The organism is Streptomyces sp. KPB2, assembly GCF_003950055.1.
In the GTDB taxonomy this organism is placed as follows: Bacteria; Actinomycetota; Actinomycetes; order Streptomycetales; family Streptomycetaceae; genus Streptomyces; species Streptomyces salinarius.
This window is the reverse complement of record NZ_CP034353.1, coordinates 1,783,920-1,803,909: the sequence shown is the minus strand read 5'-3', so window position 1 is coordinate 1,803,909 and position 19,990 is coordinate 1,783,920. Positions and strand designations below refer to the sequence as shown.

Annotated in this window: 16 protein-coding genes; 8 read left to right on the top strand and 8 right to left on the bottom strand. The window is 73.0% G+C overall.

The annotated features are described in order from the left end of the window. Positions 1-45: 45 nt before the first annotated feature. A complete protein-coding gene (locus tag D1J63_RS07790) occupies positions 46-1,512 on the bottom strand; it encodes an MFS transporter (protein WP_125628319.1) in 1,467 nt (488 codons plus the stop codon). 153 nt (positions 1,513-1,665) lie between these two features. Between D1J63_RS07790 and D1J63_RS07785 the strand changes: the two genes are divergently transcribed. Continuing rightward, entirely contained in the window at positions 1,666-3,018 is a 1,353-nt protein-coding gene (locus tag D1J63_RS07785; RefSeq protein ID WP_125628318.1) for a serine hydroxymethyltransferase, read from the top strand. After that, positions 3,015-6,242, top strand: coding sequence for a non-ribosomal peptide synthetase (locus D1J63_RS07780; protein WP_125628317.1), 3,228 nt, complete (start codon positions 3,015-3,017; stop codon positions 6,240-6,242). The genes D1J63_RS07785 and D1J63_RS07780 overlap by 4 nt, the downstream gene beginning before the upstream one ends. A gap of 270 nt (positions 6,243-6,512) precedes the next feature. Here the strand turns inward: D1J63_RS07780 and D1J63_RS07775 are convergent, their stop codons facing one another. Together D1J63_RS07775 and D1J63_RS07770 are read right to left on the bottom strand one after the other, a co-directional pair. Then, entirely contained in the window at positions 6,513-7,961 is a 1,449-nt protein-coding gene (locus D1J63_RS07775; RefSeq protein ID WP_125628316.1) for a HAMP domain-containing sensor histidine kinase, read from the bottom strand. Then, a complete protein-coding gene (locus D1J63_RS07770) occupies positions 7,958-8,656 on the bottom strand; it encodes a response regulator transcription factor (RefSeq protein ID WP_240798576.1) in 699 nt (232 codons plus the stop codon). The genes D1J63_RS07775 and D1J63_RS07770 overlap by 4 nt, the downstream gene beginning before the upstream one ends. Before the next feature lie 249 nt (positions 8,657-8,905). On the opposite strand from D1J63_RS07770, the gene D1J63_RS07765 reads away from it, so the two are divergent. The 4 genes from D1J63_RS07765 (at position 8,906) to D1J63_RS07750 (ending at position 12,460) form a co-directional block, all read left to right on the top strand. After that, on the top strand, positions 8,906-10,063 hold the full coding sequence (locus tag D1J63_RS07765; protein WP_232249542.1) for an ABC transporter ATP-binding protein: 1,158 nt from the start codon (positions 8,906-8,908) through the stop codon (positions 10,061-10,063). Beyond that, complete coding sequence (locus tag D1J63_RS07760) at positions 10,060-10,761, top strand: ABC transporter permease subunit (RefSeq protein WP_125628313.1); 702 nt, start codon at positions 10,060-10,062, stop codon at positions 10,759-10,761. The genes D1J63_RS07765 and D1J63_RS07760 overlap by 4 nt, the downstream gene beginning before the upstream one ends. Then, a complete protein-coding gene (locus D1J63_RS07755; protein WP_125628312.1) occupies positions 10,758-11,423 on the top strand; it encodes an ABC transporter permease in 666 nt (221 codons plus the stop codon). Before D1J63_RS07760 ends, D1J63_RS07755 begins: the two co-directional genes overlap by 4 nt. A 74-nt stretch (positions 11,424-11,497) precedes the next feature. Further along, positions 11,498-12,460 carry an ABC transporter substrate-binding protein gene (locus D1J63_RS07750; RefSeq protein ID WP_125628311.1) on the top strand — a complete coding sequence of 321 codons (963 nt, stop codon included), beginning with the start codon at positions 11,498-11,500 and terminating at the stop codon, positions 12,458-12,460. Between the two features lie 39 nt (positions 12,461-12,499). Here the strand turns inward: D1J63_RS07750 and D1J63_RS07745 are convergent, their stop codons facing one another. The 5 genes from D1J63_RS07745 to D1J63_RS07725 all read right to left on the bottom strand — a co-directional run bounded on the left by D1J63_RS07745 (position 12,500) and on the right by D1J63_RS07725 (position 17,576). After that, positions 12,500-13,114 carry an ATP/GTP-binding protein gene (locus D1J63_RS07745; RefSeq protein WP_176153351.1) on the bottom strand — a complete coding sequence of 205 codons (615 nt, stop codon included), beginning with the start codon at positions 13,112-13,114 and terminating at the stop codon, positions 12,500-12,502. Continuing rightward, positions 13,101-13,460, bottom strand: a complete 360-nt coding sequence (locus tag D1J63_RS07740; protein ID WP_061441965.1) for a DUF742 domain-containing protein — start codon at positions 13,458-13,460, stop codon at positions 13,101-13,103. The genes D1J63_RS07745 and D1J63_RS07740 overlap by 14 nt, the downstream gene beginning before the upstream one ends. Before the next feature lies 1 nt (position 13,461). Beyond that, a complete protein-coding gene (locus D1J63_RS07735) occupies positions 13,462-13,881 on the bottom strand; it encodes a roadblock/LC7 domain-containing protein (protein ID WP_007445343.1) in 420 nt (139 codons plus the stop codon). After that, on the bottom strand, positions 13,878-16,493 hold the full coding sequence (locus D1J63_RS07730) for a nitrate- and nitrite sensing domain-containing protein (protein ID WP_125628310.1): 2,616 nt from the start codon (positions 16,491-16,493) through the stop codon (positions 13,878-13,880). Before D1J63_RS07730 ends, D1J63_RS07735 begins: the two co-directional genes overlap by 4 nt. A gap of 69 nt (positions 16,494-16,562) precedes the next feature. Continuing rightward, the gene (locus D1J63_RS07725) at positions 16,563-17,576 is read right to left on the bottom strand and encodes a substrate-binding domain-containing protein (protein ID WP_125628309.1); all 1,014 of its coding nucleotides are present in this window, start codon (positions 17,574-17,576) and stop codon (positions 16,563-16,565) included. A 378-nt stretch (positions 17,577-17,954) separates the two neighbouring features. On the opposite strand from D1J63_RS07725, the gene D1J63_RS07720 reads away from it, so the two are divergent. Both D1J63_RS07720 and D1J63_RS07715 read left to right on the top strand, forming a co-directional pair. Further along, entirely contained in the window at positions 17,955-18,602 is a 648-nt protein-coding gene (locus D1J63_RS07720; protein ID WP_125628308.1) for a ScbR family autoregulator-binding transcription factor, read from the top strand. Positions 18,603-18,698: 96 nt separating this feature from the next. Beyond that, positions 18,699-19,916, top strand: coding sequence for a damage-control phosphatase ARMT1 family protein (locus D1J63_RS07715; RefSeq protein WP_125628307.1), 1,218 nt, complete (start codon positions 18,699-18,701; stop codon positions 19,914-19,916). Positions 19,917-19,990 lie beyond the last annotated feature (74 nt).

Here is a 19,990-nt window from a genome sequence, read left to right as displayed (position 1 = left end):
GCTGGCAACCCCGAGCCCCGCCGCGCGTGTTGGCGGGGCGGGGCGCTACGTCCGGGCCAGCTTGGCGACGTCGCGGTTCGCCCTGCCGAACGTGGCCGCGGCCAGCAGCGCGCCCGCCAGGAGGACGACCGCCGCGATCCCCAGGCCCACACCGAACCCGTCCACGACGGCCTCGTCGCCGGACGCGCCCGAGTCCGCCGTGACCGCCAGGGAGACGGTGACCAGGGCGGTGAGGCCCACGACCTGGCCCAGCTGGCCGAGGGTGGCGATGATCCCGGACCCGAGCCCGGCGTCCTGCATGGACAGCCCCGAGAGCGCCGCGGTCTGCGTGGCGGGGAAGGTGTACCCCCCGCCGAACCCGAGGACGAGCATGCCGGGCAGCAGCGACGACCAGAAACTGCCGTCGGCCGGGATGAGGGCGAGCCACCCCATGCCCAGCGCGGCGGTCGTCAGCCCGATGGTGATGACCGCCCGCGCACCCACCTTCGGCATGGTCGCGAGGGCCACCTGAAGACCGAGCAGGAACGTCAGGCAGTACGGAACCCAGGCCAGGCCGTTGGCGAGCGGGCTGTAGTCCAGCACGTTCTGCATGTAGAGCACCAGCAGGAAGAACATCGCCGCCGTCGCCGCGTTCAGGAAGGTCAGGCCCACATACCCCGCGGCCCGCACCCGGTTGCGCAGAAAGGCCAGCGGCAGCAGCGGATGCGCGGACTTCGCCTGCACGGCCACGAAGACCGCCAGGGCGATCAGCCCGCCGCACAGCGGCAGGAGCACCTCGGCGCTGCCCACCGGATGCGTGACGATCTGCAGCATCCCGTGGACCGCCGCCACCATGCCGCCGGTCACCAGGATCGCGCTCACGGGGCCGAGCGCCCGCCTGCCCTCCATCCGGCTCTCCTTGCCGAAGACGAAGACCAGGACCAGCGGAACGAGGGCCAGCGGCACGTTGATCCAGAAGATCCACCGCCAGCTGATCAGGTCGGTGAGGACACCGGAGAGCACCACACCGAGGGTCGCCCCGAGCCCGGAGAGTCCGCCCCAGATCGCGAACGCCTTCTGGGACTCCCGCGGATCGGTGAAGGTCAGCGCGATCATGCCGAGCGCGGCCGGCGCGGCACAGGCCTCGGCCGTGCCCTGCACGAAGCGGGCCACCAGCAGGGTCTCCGCGTTGGCCGACACCGCGGCCAGGACCGACGCCGCCGCGAACAGGGCCGCACCGACGGCGAACATCCTGCGCCGCCCGAGCATGTCGCCCAGCCTGCCGCCGACGAGGAGCAGGCCGCCAGCCGTGAGCAGATAGCCGTTCACCACCCAGGTCAGTTGCTGTTCACTGAAGTGAAGGCTGTCGCGGATGGAGGGCAGTGCGACGTTCACGATGGTCGCGTCGAGGAAGATGATGAACTGCACGGTCGCGAGGACCGCCAGTAACTTCCAGCGCCGGGGGTCCGGTGGGGGCCCGCCGGGCTCCGCGGTACTTGCTTCCGCCCCGACGTCCTGCTCAGGCCCAGTCACGGCTCACTCGCCTCTCCGGATACGTGATGAATGAGGAGCCCGCCCAAGCTTAGGAGCGCCGGTTACGAATCGGTTCAGTGCGTTCCGGTCCCCTTCCCCCGGCGCTGACCGGCGGTTTTTACGGTCGTGGCCACCTGCGGGGGAGGCGATGACGTGGACTGGGAAACCGATGCCGGCCGGATGCGGCCGGCCTTCGAGGACGACGCGGTGTTCGCGCTGCTGGCGGAGGAGGAACGGCGCCAGCGGGACACGCTGCAGATGGTCGCCGCGGCGTCGACGGCGCCGTGGCAGGTCCTGTGGTGCAACGGCTCGGTGCTCACCAACGTGACCGGGGAGGGATACCCGGGCCGGCGCTACCACTCGGGCTGCGGGGTCTTCGACCGGCTGGAGGAACTCGCCTGCCGACGGGCCCGCGACGTCTTCGGCGCCTCGTTCGCCAATGTGCAACCGCACTCCGGCACCAACGCCAACCTGGCCGCGCTCCGCGCCCTGCTGCCGCGCGGAGGGAAGGTGCTGTCGATGTCGCTCAAGGCGGGCGGGCACCTCTCCCACGGCGCGCGCGCCTCGGTCACCTCCACTCTCTACGGCGTGCACCACTACGGCGTGACCCGCGACGGCCTCATCGACCTGGAGGAGGTCCGGACGCTGGCCCTCGGCCTGCGCCCGGACGTCGTCATCTGCGGGGGCAGCGCGTACCCGCGCGAGCTCGACTTCGCCGCCTTCCGCAAGATCGCCGACGAGGCGGGTGCCGCCCTGCTCGCCGACGTCTCCCACATCGCGGGCCTGGTGGCCGCCGGCCTGCACCCCTCACCCGTGCCGTACGCCCACCTGGTGACCACGAGTACCTACAAGCAACTGGCCGGCCCGCGCGGCGGACTGGTGCTCGGCGGCACGAACGTGCCCGACCCCGGGGAACTGGAGCGACGCGTGGGCGCCGCCGTCTTTCCCGGCGTCCAGGGCACTCCGGCACCGCACTCGATCGCGGCGAAGGCATGGGCGTTCGGCCACGTCGCGACACCGGACTTCCACGCCATGTGCCGCCGGATCGTCACCGCGGCCCGGGCCGTCGCCGAGGTGTTCGCGGACCACGGGTACGCCCTCGTCGGCTCCGGCACCGACACCCACATGGTCCTCGCCGACCTGCGCGGCACGGGGACGACCGGCTGGGTCGCCGAGAAGGCGCTGGAGAGCTGCGGCGTCCTGGTCAACCGGAACGTCGTGCCCGAGGACACGCTGCCGGCCGCCGTGGCGGGCGGTCTGCGGATCGGGACCAACACACTCGCCGCCCGCGGCGGGGACGCCGAGCACGCGCGCCGGGCGGCCGAACTGATCGTCGGGGTGCTGGACAGCGTCGAGTCCCACGGCCCCACCTCCTACACGCTGCCGCCCGCGGCCCGCGCCCTGGCCCGCCGCCGGGTCGCCGAGATCTGCGGCGAACTGGAGGACGTACCGGCCGGACCCCTTTCCCCGACCACGACGAACGTTCAGGAGGTGATGCAGCCGTGATCCAGCAGTCCGCGTCCGAGGAGAGGCACGACACGGGCGGCGTCCACGACCCGTTTCCGCTGACGGCGACGCAGGAGGCCTATCTGGTCGGCCGCGACACGGCCATGCGGTACGGCTCGGTCGGCTGCCACGGCTACTGGGAGTGGGAGTCGACGACGGCGGACCCGACGGCGCTCGCCACCGCCTGGCGCGCGCTGGTGGCCCGGCACCCGGCGCTGCGCACGGTGATGTGCGCCGAGGGCGGCCAACGCGTCCTCGCCGACCCGCCGGAGTGGGAGGTCACGGTCAACGACTGGGCGGAGCTGGACCCGCAGGAGGCCGAACGCCGCCTCACCCGGCTGCGCGCCGACCGGTCCCGGCACGTCTTCGACCCCCTCGCCTTCCCGCTCTGGGACGTGCAGGTGTCGCTCCTGCCCGGCGGGCGCCGGCGCGTCCACTTCAGTCTCGACCTGCTGGTGGCCGACGCGTGGAGCTACTTCCACGTGCTGGTACCGGAGTTGACGGCCCTCTACCGGGGCGAGTCGCCGGGGCCGGCGCCCCGCCGGACGTTCCGCGACTTCGTCCTGGAACGCCACCACCGGGAAGCGACCGGCCCCGAGTGGCGCCGCGCCGAGGAGTACTGGACGAAACGGCTCGACACGCTGCCCCCGGCCCCGACGCTGCCCCAGCCCCCTTCCGCGGCGGGCGACGACACCAGGTTCGTACGCCTGGAGGACGCCCTGGACACGGTGACGTGGGAACGGCTCCAGAAGAGCGCCGCACGCCGGTCCGTCACCCCGACCGCCCTGCTGGCAGCCGTCTTCGCCGAGGTGCTCCGCGCCTGGGGAGGCGGTGACGACTTCGTCGTCAACGTCCCCGTGTTCCCCGCCATCCGGGCCGGGGACGCGTACGCGGGAGTGGTGGGCGACTTCACCAGCACCGTGCTTTTGGAGATGCGCGGCGAGGGCGCCACGTTCACCGACCGGGCCCGGCAGGCCCAGCGGCAGATGTGGGAGGACCTTCCGCACAGCGACTTCAGCGGTATCCACGTGGCCCGGGCGCTGGCCCGCCGCCGGGGCCGGACGGAGGTCGGATTCCCCGTCGTGCTGACGAGCCTGCTGGGGCAGCCCGGGCGCGAGACCCGCACGGATCTCGGGGAGTCCGTGTACACCAGCACCCAGACCCCGCAGGTCAGCCTCGACTTCCAGGTCGCGGAGACCGGCGGCGAACTGCGCTGGAGCTGGGACCACCGCGCCGCCGCCTTCCCGCCCGGCATGGTCCGCGCCATGTTCGGCGCCTTCGGCCGACTGCTGCGCCGACTGGCCGGCGACGCCCCGGCATGGGAGGAGCAGCGGTTCGACCTGATCCCGCCCGACCAGGCCGAACGGCGTCGCGCCGGCAACGCCACCGACGCTCCGGTACCCCGGGAGCCGCTCACCCGGGCCCTGCTCGACGGCGCGCGCCGGCATCCGCACCGGCCCGCCGTCGTATCCGCCGACGGCGAGGTGCTGAGCCGGGGCGAACTGGCCGAACGGGCCCTCGGGCTGGCCGCGGTGCTGGCCGAACCGGGCCGCCCCGGCGTGCCGGTGGCCGTACTCCTGCCCAAGGGCCGTGACCAGATCGTCGCCGCCCACGGGGTGACCAACGCGGGACTCGCCTATCTGCCGCTCGACGTCGACCAGCCCGACGGACGGCTGAGCGCCGTGCTGCGCGAGGCCGGGGTGACACACGTCGTCACCGACCGGGACCGCGAACGCCGCGCACGCGGGCTCGGCGCCGTCACGGTCGTGCGCGTCGACGAACCGTACGGCCGCGAGCCGCTGCCGGACGGCCTGGCGACGGCCACCGGCGACGCGTACGTCATCCTGACCTCCGGCTCGACGGGGACGCCCAAGGGAGTGGTGGTCCCGCACCGGGGTGCGGCCAACGCGTTCGGCCACATGAACGAGCTGCTGCGGGTCTCGGCCGACGACCGGGTGCTCGCGGTGTCGGGCTTCCACTTCGACCTCTCGGTGTACGACGTGTTCGGCATCCTCATGGCGGGCGGCGCCGCCGTGGTGCCCGACGGCGACCGGGGGGTGGACCCCGGCCACTGGCTCGAACTGATCCGGTCGCGCGGGGTGACGGTGTGGAACTCCGCACCGGCGCTCTTCGAACTGGTCGTGCACCACGCGGAGCAGCACCGGATACGGCTCGACGGCCTGCGCGCCGTGGTGCTGGCCGGCGACTGGATACCCGTCGACCTGCCGGCGCGGGCCGAGCGGGTGTTCCCGAACGTCTCGGTCGTGGCGTCCGGCGGTCCCGCCGAGACCTGCGTGTGGTCGATCGTCAATCCGCTGCCGCGCGGGTACGTCTGCGACGGCGCGTCCATCCCGTACGGCGTGCCGATGCGCAACCAGCGCTACTTCGTCCTGGACGGCGAGGGCCGCGAGGTCCCGGACTGGGTGACCGGCGAGATGTGCGTGGAGTCCCGGGTCGGCCTGGCCCGCGGCTACCTCGGCGCGGAGTCGAGCCCCGCCTTCCGGCCGCGCCCCGGGTCGCGGACACCCGCGTACTGGACCGGTGACCTCGGGCGGTGGCGGCCCGACGGCAGCATCGAGTTCATGGGGCGGCGCGACCACCAGGTCAAGATCGACGGCGTCCGGGTGGAGCCGGCGGAGACCGAGGCCGTGCTGCGCCGGCATCCGGCGACCCGGGACGCCGTGGTGAGCGCCCGCGAGGTGGCGGGAGGCAAACGCCTGGTCGCCCACGTCGTCCCGGAGCCGGGCCGGCCCGTCTCCACGCGGGAACTGCTGGACCACGCCGCCGCGCACCTCCCGCGCGCGGCGGTCCCCGCGGCGGTCGAGCTTCTCGACGTGCTGCCCCTCAACGCCAACGGCAAGGTGGACCGGCTCGCCCTGTCCCGCCGGGACCTGCCCGCCGAGCCGGTCCGAGCGGGGGCCGGCCGGGTGTCCGGTCCCGTGGAGTCCGTGCTGGCGCTGGTCTGGGCGGAGGCGCTCGACCTCGCCGGAGAGGCCGACCCGGAGGCGAGCTTCTTCCACCTGGGCGGTACGTCGTTGCAGGCGGCGCGGATGACCACGCGGATCGGGGCGGTGCTCGACCTGGACGTGGACGCCAGGCTCGTGTTCACCCACCCGACCCTTCGGGAGCAGGCCGCGGCCCTGGCCGAGGGCGAGCACGGACCCCGGGTGCTGGCGACCTGCCGGGCCGTCCTCGACACGCTCGCGGACGACTCGGTGTCGTGACGGACCGGTGCGGGGGGTGTGGGGTTCGGCGGGGCACGGTCGCTGTCGGGGCGCGGGTGCCGGTGGTGTGCCGGGGCGTTCTCGATGTGCTCGGGGGCGACTTGGTGTCGTGAGGGGCCGGTGCGGGGGGCGTGGGGTTCGGTCTGGCACGGTCGCTGCCGGGGCGTGGCGTCCGGCGGCGGGCGGCGCGCGGGCCGGGCTCGTGGCCGGACCGGTTGGCGGTACGCACGGCGGGTCCGGCCGGTCCGGCGGGAGCGGGGCACCGGAACCTCACCGGTCCGCGGCTCCCGCCGGGCCCGTCGGCAGAGTGAGCGTGAACACCGTCGTGCCCGGCTCGCCGGCCAGCCCGATCGTCCCGCCGTGCGCCCGCACCAGCGACCCGGCGACGGCGAGACCGAGCCCGCTGCCGCCCCGGTCGCGGCTGCGGGCCTTGTCGACGCGGTAGAAACGGTCGAAGATCCGGTCCCGGTCGGCCACCGGGACGCCGGGGCCCGTGTCGGCGACCGACACCCGGGCCGCCCCGGACGCGGCGGAGACCGTGACCGACACCTCGGTGCCGGGCGGGGTGTGCACGGCCGCGTTGGTGAGCAGGTTGTCCAGCACCTGCCGGATCCGCTGCGGGTCCATGCGCAGCCGCACGGGCTCCGTCCCGGACGTCACCGTCAGCGGATGGTCGGGGCGGGCGGCGCGGAAGGCCTCGGCCGCCTGCCGCACCAGCTCCGCCAGGTCCGCCTCCTCCCACCGCAGCGGCGCCTCCACCTCGTCCGCGTCCAGCCGGGCGAGCAGCAGCAGGTCGTCCAGGAGCGCCCCCATCCGGGCCGCCTCGGCCCGCAGCCGGGCCAGGTGCCGCTCGCGCTCCCCGGGGGCGTTGGCCGCCGCGTACTGGAAGAGGTCGGCGTAACCGCGTACGGACATCAGCGGGGTGCGCAGTTCGTGGGAGGCGTCCGCGACGAACCGGCGCAGCCGCTGCTCGGCCTCCGCACGGACCGCCAGCGACGCGTCGATGTGCTCCAGCATCGTGTTGAACGCGGTCCGCAGCTCCGCCACCTCCTTGCCGCCGTCCCGCCCGTCGGCCCGCAGCGGCAGCCGCGCCGCCGACTCGGTCAGATCGTGCGAGGCGATACCGTGCGCCGTGCTCGCCATGTCGCTCAGCGGCTTCAGACCGCGTCGCAGCATCCGCCGGCCGAACACCACCAGGGCCGCCAGCGCCAGCCCGAAGACGACGACCTGCACCGTGATCAGCTGCTCCACGGTGTCCTCGACGTCGCCCAGCGGCGCCGCGCTCACCAGCACCACGCCGGGCTCGACCTCGCAGGCCCGCAGCAGATAGGGGCCGTGCCCGCCGATGCGCACCGTGCGGGTGAGGTCCTCGTCCGAGCGGGCCATGGTCCGCGCCAGGGCGGTCAGCGCCTGGCTGTCCGCCGGCACCTCGGCGGGCGTGCGCAGGTCCGCCGAGGTGCCGGACACGTCGTAGACGGCGGTGTACCAGCCGTAGTACGGCTTGCGCTCGACCGTGCCGTGCGCCGCCGCGTCCTTGGACTGCACCACCTGCACCAGCTTCATCTGGTCGGCGAGCTGACGTTCCAGATACTCCCGCATGTACGTCGTCAGCACCGTGCCGACGACGGCGAACACCACCAGCGACAGCACCCCGAGCCCCAGCGCCAGCCGGGTGCCGAGTCGCAGGCCGCGGTAGGCACGCCACCACCTGCCTGTCACCCGGCCGCCTGCCGGATCACGTAGCCGAACCCCCGCACCGTCTCGATCAGCGGCCCGCCCGCGCCGTCCGCCGCCTCCAGCTTGCGGCGCAGCCGGCTGACCACCAGCTCCACGACGTTGGACCGGCCGCCGAAGCCGTACTCCCACACGTGGTCGAGGATCTGGGCCTTGGTCAGCACGGCCGGCGACTTGCGCATCAGGTAGCGCAGCACCTCGTACTCGGTCGGCGTCAGCGACAGCCGCCGTTCGCCGCGGCGCACCTCGCGGGCGTCCTCGTCCATCACCAAGTCCGCGACCTTCAGCACCGACCGCTGGAAACCCGGCCCGGTGCTGCGCCGCAGCACGGTGCGCAGCCGGGCCATCAACTCCTCCACCGCGAACGGCTTGACCAGGTAGTCGTCCCCGCCCCGGGTCAGCCCCGCCACCCGGTCGGCCACCCGGTCGCGGGCGGTGAGGAACACCACCGGCACCATCGTGCCCGCCCCGCGCAGCCGGTCCAGGACCCCGAAGCCGTCGACGTCGGGCAGCATCAGGTCGAGCACCACGATGTCCGGGCGGAACGCGGCGGCCAGGCGCAGCGCCTGCGCACCGGAGTTGGCCGTGACCGCCTCCCAGCCCTCGTAGCGGGCGACGGTGGCCACGAGGTCGGCGATGGGCGGGTCGTCGTCCACCACGAGCAGGCGTACTTTCTCCACCCGCTCATACTGCGCCACCGGCCGCCCGCACCCCAGGGCGCGGAGGCCGTCGTTGCCCGATCGACAGCGGACCGACAGGTGACCGACAGGTCGGGAAAGTTTCCGGTGTGAACCCCCGAGCAGCGGGAAGGAGTCGCCCCGGAGCAACGGGGGCCCCGCGCAGCAGCCGTCTACACTCGACCGGCGACGGCCCCACCGACCGCGGCCGGAGCGGGCAGCTTCTGCCAGTCCCGAAGGGTATTCGGCGTTTTGATACGGATGGACTCAGTCACCAAGCGGTACCCGGACGGCACCGTGGCGGTGGACCGGCTGTCACTGGAGATACCCGACCGCTCGATCACGGTCCTCGTCGGTCCCTCGGGCTGCGGCAAGACCACGACCCTGCGGATGATCAACAGAATGGTCGAGCCGAGCGAGGGAACGATCCTGCTCGACGGCGAGGACGTGCAGCGGCAACCCGTCACCACGCTGCGCCGGTCGATGGGTTACGTCATCCAGAACGCCGGGCTCTTCCAGCACCGGACGATCCTCGACAACATCGCCACCGTGCCCCGCATGCTCGGCCGGGGCAGGCAGAAGTCCCGCGAGCGGGCGGCGGAACTGATGGACCGGGTGGGGCTGGACGCCTCCCTCGCCAAGCGGTACCCGTACCAGCTCTCCGGTGGCCAGCAGCAGCGGGTCGGAGTGGCGCGGGCGCTCGCCGCCGATCCGCCGGTGCTCCTCATGGACGAGCCGTTCTCCGCCGTCGACCCCGTGGTCCGCAAGGGACTGCAGGACGAACTCCTGCGCATCCAGGACGAACTGGGCAAGACCATCGTCTTCGTCACCCACGACATCGACGAGGCGATCAAACTGGGCACCATGGTCGCGGTGATGCGCACCGGCGGCCGGCTCGCCCAGTTCGCACCGCCCGCCGAGCTGCTGTCCGACCCCGCGGACGCGTTCGTCGAGGACTTCCTCGGCGCCGACCGCGGCATCCGGCGGCTCTCCTTCTTCCCGTCCGCCGCCCTGGAGCTGACCCGCGGCCCGGTCGTACGCGCCGACGCCGGCGCCGAGCAGCTCGCCGCCGCCGACGGCGCCCCGCAGCTGCTGGTGACCGATGCGGACGACCGGCCGCTGGGCTGGGCCGAGCCGGGCGACCTGAGCGCCGGGGACCTGGCGGCCGGGCCTCTGCTGTCCTACGGGCGGCCCTTCGTGCCCGGCACCGACTCGCTGCGGGCCGCCCTGGACTGCGCGGTGCTCTCGCCCACCGGCTGGGCCGTCGCCGTGGACGCCGACGGGCGGGTCACCGGTGTCGTCTCCCAGCAGACCATCGGCGAGGCGATCCGCAGCGCCCACGGCACGGCGAGCCCCGGCGGCGAGCGCGCGACCGAGCAGCCCGCCGACGTCACGAAGGTCGCCCCGTGAACGGCTTCTTCGACATCCCGAGCGACCTCGACAACACCTACTTCGGCCTGATCGGCCTGCACCTGCGCGAGGCACTGCTGCCGGTGCTGGCCGGCCTGCTCGCCGCGCTGCCCCTCGCCCAGCTCTGTGTGCGCTTCCGCTGGCTGTACCCGCCGGTGCTCGGCGTGACGACCGTCTTCTACGCCATCCCGTCGCTGGCCGTCTTCGTGGTCCTCATCGACTACACCGGCCAGACCGAACTGACGGTGATGATCCCGCTGGCCGTGTACAGCCTGGTGGTGCTCGTCCCGGCCATCGTCGACGGCGTCCGGTCGGTGCCCGAGGAGACGCTGGCCGCGTCCACGGCCATGGGCTTCGGACCGGTGCGGCGCTATCTCCAGGTGCAGTTGCCGATCGCGGTGCCCGCCATCCTGGCCGGGCTGCGGGTCGCCGTCGCCTCCAGCATCTCGCTGGTCAGCGTCGGCGCCCTCATCGGCAACCAGGGCGCCCTCGGCAACCTGCTCGCGGACGCCCAGAAGTACGGCCGGCCCGAACTGGCGGTCAACTCCGTCCTCACCACCGCCGTACTGGCCATCCTGTGCGACGCCGTCCTCGTCCTGGTCCGCAACCTGCTGACCCCGTGGATGCCGCGGGGCAGGCGGCAACGCCCCAAGGAGGCCGCCGCGCGGCCCGAGCCCCGGGAGGCGGCCGCCAAGTGAACGTCCTGAACTTCGTCAACGCCTTCTTCAGCGACAGCGCCCATTGGCACGGCTACGACGGCATCCCGACCCGTCTCGTGGAGCACGTCCAGTACACGCTGATGGCCCTCGGCCTCGCCGCCGCGATCGGGCTGCCCGTCGGGCTGCTGACCGGGCACACCGGGCGCGGCGGCAACGCCGTCGCCTTCGTCGCCACCGCCGCCCGCGCCCTGCCCAGCTTCGGACTGCTGGTGCTGATCGCCGTCGTCGTCGGCATCGGCCTGCTGCCGGTGATGATCCCGCTGGTGGTGCTCGCGATCCCGCCGATCCTGGTGACCACCTACGAGGCCGTCCGCTCCGTCGACCCCGCTCCGGTGGACGCCGCGCGGGGCATGGGCATGACCGAGACCGGCATCCTCTTCCGGGTCGAACTGCCCGTCGCCCTCCCGCTGGTCCTCAGCGGACTGCGCTCGGCCGCCATCCAGGTCGTGTCCACGGCGACCATCGCCGCCTACGTCAGTCTCGGCGGGCTCGGCCGGTACATCATCGACGGGCTCTACCAGCGCGACTACGAGAAGGTGGTCGGCGGCGCCACCCTGGTCGCCCTGCTGGCGCTCGTCACCCTCGCGGTGTTCTGGGCGGCCGGACGGCTCGCCGTGTCGCCGGGAGTACGCAGGCGTTGAGCCCGCGCGCCGGGGAGGAAACCGTAACCAGGCCGGTCTTGACTGACCGGCAAACGGCTCGTTTGGATCGACGGATGACTTTCACCGCCAAGAGCAGCAGGTCCAGGACGAGGCACACCGGCGCGGCCGCCGTCGCGCTCACCGCCGCGGCGGCGCTGCTCGCGGGCTGTTCCTCCGGCTCCGACGACACGTCCGACAATCCACTGGCGGGCGAGAAGGCGGAGGCCGGCACCGTCATCGTCGGCTCGAACAACTTCGCCGAGAGCACCCTGCTCGCCGACATCTACGGGGAGGCCCTCAGGGCCAAGGGCCTCAAGGTCACCTACAAGCACAACATAGGCAGCCGCGAGACCACCTACGGCCTGATGAAGAACGGGTCCGTCACGGTGCTGCCGGAGTACAACGGCTCACTGCTGGCCTACCTCGACCCGAAGGCCGAGCAGAAGTCCACCGAGGCGGTCAACGAGGCGGCCAAGGCCAAGCTCGACCAGAAGCTGACGCTCCTCCAGTCGTCGCCGGCCGAGAACAAGGACTCGGTGAGCGTCAACGCCGAGACGGCGAAGAAGCACGGCCTCACCGCCGAGTCGACCCTCGCCGACCTCAAGGACGTCGCGCCGGAGTTGGTGATCGGCGGCTCGCCAGAGTTCCAGACCCGGCAGCAGGGGCTCAAGGGCCTGGAGTCGGTGTACGGGCTGAAGTTCAAGTCGTTCAAGGCGCTCGACGCGGGCGGGCCGCTGACCCAGTCGGCGCTGACCAAGAACACGGTGCAGGCGGCGGACGTCTTCACCACCGACCCGACCATCATCAAGGAGAAGTTCGTAGTCCTGAAGGACCCGGAGAACCTCTTCGGCTACGCGAACGTCACCCCGCTGGTCAACAAGGAGGGGCTGTCGAAGGAGGGCGTGGCCACGCTCAACGCGGTCTCCGCCAAGCTCGACACCAAGACGCTCCTCGACCTCGACGCCCAGGTCCAGCTGGACAAGAAGGACCCGCTGGACGTCGCCAAGGCATGGCTCAAGTCCGCCGGCCTCGGCTGACCGGGGCCGGCGCCGGAGCCGTCGCCGGTGCCGCCGCCGTCACGACGCCGCGGCTCCGGTCGCGGCGTCGATCAACTGGTCGATCAGGGCGATGAGGACGTCCCGGCTGGAGGTCCGCTCCCGCGCGTCGCACAGCAGCACCTGCACGTGCTCCGGCAGCGCGAGGGCCTCGCGGATCTCCGCCGCCGGGTACGGGTGCCGGCCGTGGAAGCCGTTGACCGCGACGACGAACGGAATGCCCCGCCGCTCGAAGAAGTCGATCGCGGCGAAGCTCGACTCGGGCCTGCGCACGTCCACCAGGACCACCGCGCCGAGCGCCCCGATCGCCAGGTCGTTCCACATGAACCAGAACCGCTGCTGACCGGGCGTGCCGAAGAGGTACAGCACCAGGTCCCGGCCGATGGAGATCCGGCCGAAGTCCAGCGCCACGGTCGTGGCCCGCTTCTCCTCGATCCCGGCGAGGTCGTCGACGCCCAGGCCCGCCGCGGTCAGCGGCTCCTCGGTGCGCAGCGGGGCGATCTCGCTGACCGACCCGACCATGGTGGTCTTGCCGACGCCGAAACCGCCCGCGATCAGGATCTTCACCGCGTCGGGCGCGGTGGAGCGTGCGGATGCCGTGGGCGCCGTGTCGGCGACGCGCTCAGAGCCGGCCAAGGCCGTCCCTCACTTTCTGCAGCAGGTCCAGGTCGGGAGTGGCGCGGGAGACGAGGTGCGGCGGCCGTGCGGTGATCCGGCCGGCCTCCAGCAGGTCCGAGAGCAGGATGACGACCACGCTCACCGGCAGGTCGAGACGGGCCGCGATCTCCGCCACGGCGACCGGCTCGGCGCACAGGCGCAGGATCCGCAGGTGCTCGGGCTGCGGCCGGGCCGCCCGCGTGGGCTGCGGCTCGACCGCGGTCACCGTCGTGATGAGGGTGAAGTCGGCGCGGCTGGGCCGGGTCCGGCCGCCGGTCAGGGTGAACGGCCGCACGAGCCGGCCGGCCGCGTCGCCTCCGGTCACGTCACTCGCCGGGGCCGGCGGTGGCCCGCGGGGCCGCGCTCAGGTGCTCGCCGATCTTCTTCACCAGCATGTTCATCTGGTACGCCACCACACCGACGTCGGCGTTCGGCCCGGTGAGCACGACCAGATGCGCGCCGGGGCCGGCCGAGGTGAGTATCAGGTAGCCGTTGGCCATCTCGATGAGCGCTTGGCGCACCGGTCCGCCCCGGAAGTCCATGCTGACGCCCTTGCTGAGGCTCATCAGACCGGACGCGGTCGCCGCCAGCCGCTCGGCGTCGTCGCGCAGGAACCCGGTGGACTTGCTGACGACCAGTCCGTCCTCGGAGAGCACCACGGCCTGGTTCACGTCGGCGACCCGCTCCACGAGTCCGGTGAGCAACTGGTCCAGCTCGGTGTGCGTGGCGGGGGAGGGTCGGGTCATCGGGTGTCCTTCGTCGGCGGTCGGCGGTCGGCGGGGGGAGTCGAGGGGGTGGAGGCGGCGGAGGCGGCGGAGGGCACGGGTCCGTCGGTGCCGGTGCCGGTGCCGGTGCCCGTGTCCGCGTCCGTGTCGGTGGCGTCCGTGTCGTCGTCGGTCTGGGCCCGCAGCGTGCCGCGCTGGAACCCCGCGAGGGACGAGGCGGCGCGCTCGGCCGTGAAGTCGGCGTAGTCGTCGCCGGACGCGCCCTCCGCGCCGTCCCGACGGACGCCGGGGTCCTCGTCGCGCAGCTCGGCGGCGAGGCTGGTCTGCGGCACCCGGCGGGGCAGCGGAGCCAGGCCGCCGTGCTCGTCGCCGGGGGACGAACCGTCGCGGGAGCCGCCCGGGGCGCCCGCCGCGACCGCGGACCGGCTCGGGGGCGCGGGCCGCGACGACCGCACGGGCCGCGCGCCGTGGGCCGGGTCCGCTCCCGGATCCGGAGAGGCGCCGGAGGCGGCGGACGCGGCGGCCACGCCGACCGGTTCGGGCGCGAGGGATTCCGGTGCCCCGGCGGCCCGGGGGACCCGGGAGGCCATGGCGCCGTCCGCCGTGATGCCGGTGCCGTTCGCCCGGCCGGCCGGCTCGCGCACCACGATGTCGTGCGGGATCAGCACGATCGCCGTGGTCCCGCCGTACGGGGAGGGGCGCAGCGTGACGGTGATGCCGTGCCGGTGCGCGAGCCGGGCCACGACGAACATGCCGAGCCGCAGGTCGTCGGCGAGCGCCACCACGTCGAACTGCGGAGCCACCGCCAACTGGGCGTTGAACGAGGCGTAGTCCTCCTCCGACAGCCCGAGCCCGCGGTCCTCGATCTCGACCGCCAGACCCTTGGCCACCAGCGCCGCGCGCACCCCGACCGGGTTGGGGGCGGGGGAGTAGGAGGTGGCGTTGTCGATCAGCTCGGCCAGCAGGTGGATCACGTCGGCCACCGCGGGCGGGGCGAGGGCCACCTCCTCGTCGGCGTGCAGCTCCACCCGCTGGTACTCGGCGACCTCGCCGACGGCGCTGCGCAGGATGTCCACCACCGATACGGGCTCGCGCCAGGTGCGCCGGGGCTGCTCACCGCTGATGATGACGAGGTTCTCCTCGTAGCGCCGCAACTGGCTGGCCGTGGAGTCCAGTTCGTACAGGCCCTTGAGGATCTCGGGGTCCGTGTGCTCGCGCTCCAGGGCGTCCAGCTTGCCGAGCTGCATGTTGACGAGGTTCTGGCTCTGCCGGGCGATGCCCAGGATCACCTTCTGGAACCCGCGCCGGGTGTCGGCCAGTTCGACGGCGGTGTGCACGGCGGTGCGCTGCGCGGTGTTGAACGCCTGGGCGACCTGGCCGAGTTCGTCCCGCCCGTAGTCGAGCGGCGGCGTCGCCGACTCCACGTCGACCTTCTCGCCGCGCTCCAGCCTCGCCACCACGTCGGGCAGCCGTTCCTCCGCCAGCCCGAGGGTGGCCAGCCGCAGCCCGCGCAACCGCCGGGACAGCGAGCGGGTGATGCGCCAGGACATGACGACGCAGAGCACCAGGGCGATCAGCCCGCCCGCGCTGAGGATCCCGGCCTTGATCAGCAGACCCCGGGCCTCCTCCGCGCTCCGGTCGAGGAGGCCGTCCGTCTGCTGCCTCACGAGCTGGGCGTACTGCGCGGAGATCGACTCGAAGGCCGTGTTCCAGCGCTGCCGCGCGTCCGGCAGGTCGATCCGCTCGTCGTCCCCGGCCGACCGGGCCTCCAGCACCTGGTCCTCGACGTCCTGCAGGGACTTCCACTCGGAGCTCGCGAGAATCCGTTCGGTCTGCGTCTTCGCACTGCCGGTCAGCGAGGGCACGATCTGGTCCTGCACCAGCCAGCGGCGGGTGTGCACCAGCTGGGCGAAGCCGTTCCACTGCTCCTCGTCCATCCGGTCGGACGGCCAGGCCAGGGTGAGCCGGGCGTCCTCCTGGGAGACCAGCTCGGCGGCGTGCTCCAGGGCGACCAGCGGACCCGCCTGGGAGGTGAGGTCACCGTCGTCGACCTGGGAGAGCTCCTGGAAGGCGTGGATCTGCTCGTCGACGATCGAGGTGTACTGGTCGAGCGCCTGCTCGGCGGTGATGTCGCTGGGGTCGTCCACCTGGTTGCGGTAGTACTCCAGGCTGCCCACCGAACCGAGCACCGAGTACAGCCGGTCCGAGATCCGGTCGGGAGCGCTCTCGATCGCGTCCGACTGGCCCACGAGCTGGGCGACCGCCTCGTCCGTCTTCTTGCGCTGCGCGTCCAGTGCCGCCCGGTCGCCGTCCGGCGCGGCCAGCCAGGCGGCCGACAGACTGCGTTCCTTCTGCAGCGCCAGGGTGGCCTCGGTGCCCATGGCCCCGGTGTCGCGGCTCAACTCGGTCTGCGCGCGCAGCCGCAGTCCCTCCGAGAAGATCTGGACCGTCGTGACGCCCCACACGGCCGCCAGGGTGACGCCGGGCACCAGGGCCAGGAGGATCAGGGAGAGACGTATGGAGCCGAGGCGGCGCCGGAGACCCTTCCCGCGTGCTCGTGGCGCCTCCTGAGTCCCCCGCGCCTCCGGCGTCTCCCGTGTCTCCTGCGTCTTCCGTGTCTTGCGTGCAGACATCGTCGTCCTAGGCGATCAGGTGGGGAAGGGAAGCGGGCGCGGGCGGGCGCCGCCGGCAGCGGGGCCCGGTCACCGAGTGCCGCCCGCGGCGAACTCGGCGACCGAGTCGGCGTTCGTCTTGGTCACGAACGCCGGGCCGGTCAGCACGGGGGCCACCCCGCCGCCGCTGACGTTGCCGTTGGTGCGGTACAGCCAGAGCGCGTCCACGGCGAGATAGCCCTGGAGATACGGCTGCTGGTCCACCGCGAACTGGACGTCCCCGCGTTTGACGGCGGCGACCAGGTCCTTGTCGAGGTCGAAGGTGGCGACGTGCGCCTTGCTGCCCGCCTCGTCCACGGACTCGACCGCGGTGAGGGCGAACGCCGCGCCGTTCATGACGACTTCGTCGATGCTCGTGTCCTGCCGCAGCCGGGCGGTGACCGCCGCGCCGACCGCCTTCATGTCGGTGCCCTCGACGTAGAGCATCTCGGTCTCGCCCTCGAAGGTCTTCTTCACCCCCGCGCAGCGGGCCTCCAGCGCGACGTTGCCGCGCTCGTGGATGACGCACAGGGCGTGCTTGGCCCCGAGGTCGTTCAACTTGTCGCCGACGGCCCGGCCCGCGACGCTCTCGTCCTGCCCGAAGTACTCCAGGAGCCCGGTGGAACGCCAGGCGGCGATGCCGGAGTTGAGGCCGACCACGGGAATCCCGGCCGCCTTGGCCTCGGCGACCGGCGCTTTCATCGCCTGCGGTTTGGCCAGCGTCACGGCGATGCCGTCGACCTTGTCGCGGACGGCGTCCCGCACCAGGTCGGCCTGGTCGGCGGTGTCCGCGTCACCGGCGTAGGTCAGGTCGACGCCGTCCTTGGCGGCCGCCGCCTCGGCCCCCTTGCGCACCCGGTCCCAGAACGCGTCGCCCTCACCGCCGTGGGTGACCATCACGATCTTCATCCGGTCACCGCCCGGCCCGCCCGCGGCGTCCGCCGCCGAGCCGTCCTCGTCCCCGCCGAGGGCGGAGCAGCCGGCCCCCAGTAGACAGACGGCGACCGCGAGGGCCGCGGTGCGCAGGGGCGCGGAGAAGCGGATGGGCGGGGGAGCTGTACTCATGGGGGCGGGGGCACCTCGCTGTGCGGCCGAGCAGGAGGAACGGAGCGAGGTGGCCCGGATCAGCGGGTCGGTGCGTCAACCGGGTGAAACTCGCCTGGCCGGAGCAAACCGTGTGTGACCGCTGGTAGTCAAGTGACCAGCGAACCGTTGTCAGTTGTCGGTGCCGCATCGTGATGATCGGGACGGCGAAAGCGGGCCGAAGCGGAATGCCGAGCGGTATGCCCGGCGGTGCGGGCAGAGGGTGCCCGGCGGTGGCCACGGTGCGCGGCGGTTCCTCCGAGGCTGATCTGATGGACAGTTAGTAAGTGAGTTATCGTGTACAGGGGGTTAAGACAGGCGGCACGGTCTGTTGAGTTCCAGCCCAGGAGAGTTCAGCCGATGGCGAGGCAGCTACGCGCCGAGCAGACCCGCGCGACGATCATCGGTGCCGCGGCCGACCTGTTCGACCGTCACGGCTACGAGTCGACGAGCCTGAGCGAGATCGTGGCCCACGCCGGGGTCACCAAGGGCGCCCTGTACTTCCACTTCGCGGCGAAGGACGATCTCGCCCACGCCATCATGGAGATGCAGTCCCGCGCCTCCCGCCGGCTGGCGAAGGACCTGGAGGGGCGGGGCTACTCCTCGCTGGAGGCGCTGATGCGCCTCACCTTCGGCATGGCCCGGCTCTGCGAGGAGGGGCCGGTGCTGCGGGCGGGGCTGCGGCTCGCCACCGCGGGGGTGCCGGTGCGGCCTCCGCTGCCGCACCCGTTCACCGAGTGGCGGGAGATCGCCACCCACCGGCTGACCAAAGCCGTGCGGCAGTCCGACGTGCACCCGGACATCGACGTCGACTCCGCCGCCCACACCCTCGTCTGCTCCATCGTCGGCACCCGCGTCGTGAGCAGCACGCTCGAACCGGCCGAGCGCTGGACCCGCCGCCTCGCCGGGATGTGGTATGTCCTCATCCGGGGCATGGTCCCAGTGACCCGGCGCGCCCGCTACGTGACCCTCGCGTCCCGCCTGGAACGGGAGCCGGGCGTGGCCTGAGAGGGTACGCAGCCGGGCGCGGCCTGACCGGGTACGGAGGCGGGCGTGGTCGACCGGTACGGAGCCGGGCGCGGTCCGACGGGTACGGTGACGTGCATGCCCGACACCCCGTCCGTGCCCGCCCCCGTCATCCTCGGCAACGAACCCGGGTCCTTCCCGCACGGCGTGCTCGCCGAGCGGCACCCCGCCATCGTGCGGCAGGTGCGGGACGCCTTCCCCCTCGATCCCGGACGGCGGGAGGCGCTCGACGCGCTGCTCGCGAGCTGTGCCGACGGCGTGGTCGAACCGCTGCCCGCCGCGGCCGACCCCACCGGACGCGACCGGGACCGCTGGTCCCGCTGGGGCATGGACGAGTACGCCGGCCGCTCCTGGTACGACGTGCCCTGGCTGTGGGCCGAGAGCCACTTCTACCGCCGGCTCCTCGACGCCGTCGGCTACTTCGGCCCCGGCCCCTGGCAGGGCGTCGACCCGTTCCGGCCCGCCAAACTCGCCGAACTCGACGCGCCGGAAACGGACGAGGAACTCGCCGCGCTCGACGGCCTCGGCGAACTGCCCGCCGACGAGCGCGCCCGGGCCATGCTGCACGGCTCGCTCTGGGGCAACCGCGCCGACCTCGGCTTCCGCCTCTCCGACCGGGGCGCCGGCCCCAGGGGCGAGGCGGAACCCCTCGTCGCCGACGACAGCGACACCCTGTGGTCCCTGCTCCCGGCCCGGGGGACGGGCGCCGCACGGCAGGACCCGGCCACCCTGTGCCTGGTCGCCGACAACGCCGGCCGCGAACTCGTCCCCGACCTGCTCCTCGTCTCGCACCTGCTCGCCGAGGGCCGCGTCGACCGGGTCGTCCTGCACGTCAAGCCGTACCCCTACTACGTCTCCGACGCCACGCCCACCGACGTGCTCGACGCCGTGCGGCGGCTCGTCGCCGCGGGGGGTACGGCGGCCGGGCACGGCGAGCGGCTGTGGACCGCGCTCACCGACGGCCGGGTCGTTGTCCGCGCCCACCCCTTCTCCTGCGCCCCGCTGCCGTACGCGGACATGCCGGGGGACCTGCGCGAGGACTTCGCCGCGGCCACCGTGACCGTCCTCAAGGGAGATTTGAACTACCGGCGTCTGGTGGGCGACCGGTGGTGGCCGCCGACCACCCCCTTCGCGGACGTCACCGCGTACTTCCCCGGCCCGGTCGCCGCGCTGCGCACCCTCAAGTCCGACGTGGTGACCGGACTCGACGCGAAGACCGAGGCCGCGCTGGAGGCGAGCGGCGAGCGGCACTGGCGGACCAGCGGGACGCACGCGCTGATCCAGGCCAGAGTCTGAGGGGGCCGAGGAAGTGCCGAGGAAGCACCGAGGGAGTGCTGAACGTACTGAGGGAGCACCGGGGGAGAAGTTCC